Origin of the sequence: Streptomyces sp. NPDC091416, assembly GCF_044756845.1 — a bacterium.
In the GTDB taxonomy this organism is placed as follows: domain Bacteria; phylum Actinomycetota; class Actinomycetes; order Streptomycetales; family Streptomycetaceae; genus Streptomyces.
This window is the reverse complement of record NZ_JBIVTU010000054.1, coordinates 1-1,784: the sequence shown is the minus strand read 5'-3', so window position 1 is coordinate 1,784 and position 1,784 is coordinate 1. Positions and strand designations below refer to the sequence as shown.

2 protein-coding genes and 1 pseudogene are annotated in these 1,784 nt (G+C 66.8%); 2 read left to right on the top strand and 1 reads right to left on the bottom strand.

Annotated elements, in window-relative coordinates; genetic code table 11:
- Positions 1-374 precede the first annotated feature (374 nt).
- A pseudogene (locus ACIQMX_RS42415) lies at positions 375-644 on the bottom strand (IS630 family transposase); the annotation flags it as partial.
- Positions 645-813: 169 nt separating this feature from the next.
- Here ACIQMX_RS42415 and ACIQMX_RS42410 point away from each other — a divergent pair.
- Positions 814-1,230, top strand: a complete 417-nt coding sequence (locus tag ACIQMX_RS42410; protein ID WP_402487057.1) for a MerR family transcriptional regulator — start codon at positions 814-816, stop codon at positions 1,228-1,230.
- Positions 1,227-1,649 carry a carboxymuconolactone decarboxylase family protein gene (locus ACIQMX_RS42405; RefSeq protein WP_402487054.1) on the top strand — a complete coding sequence of 141 codons (423 nt, stop codon included), beginning with the start codon at positions 1,227-1,229 and terminating at the stop codon, positions 1,647-1,649. The genes ACIQMX_RS42410 and ACIQMX_RS42405 overlap by 4 nt, the downstream gene beginning before the upstream one ends.
- The last annotated feature ends 135 nt before the right edge of the window (positions 1,650-1,784 follow it).

Here is a 1,784-nt window from a genome sequence, read left to right as displayed (position 1 = left end):
AAACAGCAGAGTGCCGAGCAGCAGGTCTCACCGCACCAGCAATTGTCCCCTTTCATCCGTACGAGGCTGGGGACGTTCACGTGTACGCCGACAACGGGTCTCTCATTCAGGGCGAAGAGCCCCCCGGGGCCGGCTATCTCCATGCGGCCGCAACCGACTCGGCAGGGCGGGTATGGGCCGTGGGCGGCGCGGCCGGCGCCGAGAACGGCATGTCCCCATCCGCGTACGCGGGCATCCGCCGCTGAACCGAACCGGCTGAACGACACCCGCCTTGTCGGACGTGATGGCTCTGTTCACGTCGGGGTACTCGTGAACAGAGCCAGACGTGAGCTTCTCCGGCGGATCGAGCGGAGGAGCTCACGTCCGACGCGGGTCAGGTCGTGCTCGGTCGGCTTGGTCTTCGCGATCCTCTTGACCTCCCGGCGCTCGGGCAGCGTGAACGTCCTCGAAAGGCCGCCTGTGTACTTCGGATACAGCGAGTCGAAGCCGTCGGCCTTGCGGATCACATTTCTCACCCGGTCGTCGCTGGTGAACGTCACCTCGGCGATCTTCCCCACCGGCACACCCCCCGCGGGCAGGAGCACCATCTGGGCCCGCCGCCAGGTCACCACCGATCCGCTGCCCCTGCGGATGGTCCGCCACAGTCAGCGGCCCTCGCCGTCATCGACCTCGCGCACCCGCGCCCGCACCCGTTCGGTCATCCACATACAGTGACCTGCGCGGACGCCCCTGCCCTGCACCCGAGGGCACCGGTCCCCCGCGTGTCAGGAGACCGTTTGACCTGGAGCGCACTCCAGGTTCTACGGTTCTTGCATGACCAGCGTCAGCCCCCTCCCGAACGACGAGCAGACCCTCACGATCGCCGAGGTCTCCGAACAGACCGGTCTGTCACACGACACACTGCGCTACTACGAGAAGGCCAGCCTGATCGAGCGGGTCGGCCGCAATTCCGGCAATCAGCGCCGCTACGCGACCGCCGACCTGGCCTGGCTGGCCTTCCTGCTGCGGCTGCGGGAGACCGGCATGTCGATCGCCGACATGCAGCACTTCGCCCAGCTGCGCGGAGCCGGCGACGCCACCATCGCCGACCGCCTCACCATGCTGCGCACGCACCGCGGAGCTCTGGCCGACCACATGCGCAGTCTGCGCCGCAACGCCGAAGCCCTGGACACCAAGATCAAGCACTACGAACAGCTGCTCACCGAGCAGCCAGGAACGGACCTGAAATGACCACTGAATCCACCAGCCCTCGCACGCGCCAGGACCGTTTCGAGCACGGAATGAAGGTCCTCACCCGGGTCGACGGCGAGGGCGGCCAGAAGGTCATCGACTCGCTGGCCGACATCTCTCCCGAACTCGGCCACCAGGTCGTCGCCTGGGCCTTCGGCGACATCTACGACCGGCCCGGACTGGCCGACCGTGACCGGCAGCTCGTCACTCTCGGCATGCTCACCGCCCTGGGCGGCTGCGAGCCCCAGCTTGAGGTCCACATCAACGCCGCCCTCAACGTCGGCCTCACCACCGAAGAAATAGTCGAGGCTCTCCTGCACTCCGCGGTCTACTGCGGCATGCCCAGAGCCCTCAACGCCACCTTCGTCGCCAAGAAGGTCTTCGCGGAGCGCGACCTCCTCCCGCCCACGGGGCAGTAGAACCCCAGCCCCACCGGGGCACACGTTGCCCGATGCGGCGCTAGTACTGCAACGGTCTTTGTTCTGATGTGTGGGCAGTTTCTGGTGGTGTGTGGCCGCGTCGTTTGTAGTGGCTGATCCGGGCTTGGAACTGTC

What these genes read in the sequence shown, in the direction of transcription:
- ACIQMX_RS42405 (WP_402487054.1), top strand. Translation starts at nt 1,227, where the DNA reads ATGACCACTGAATCCACCAGCCCTCGCACGCGCCAGGACCGTTTCGAG.
- ACIQMX_RS42410 (WP_402487057.1), top strand. Translation starts at nt 814, where the DNA reads ATGACCAGCGTCAGCCCCCTCCCGAACGACGAGCAGACCCTCACGATC.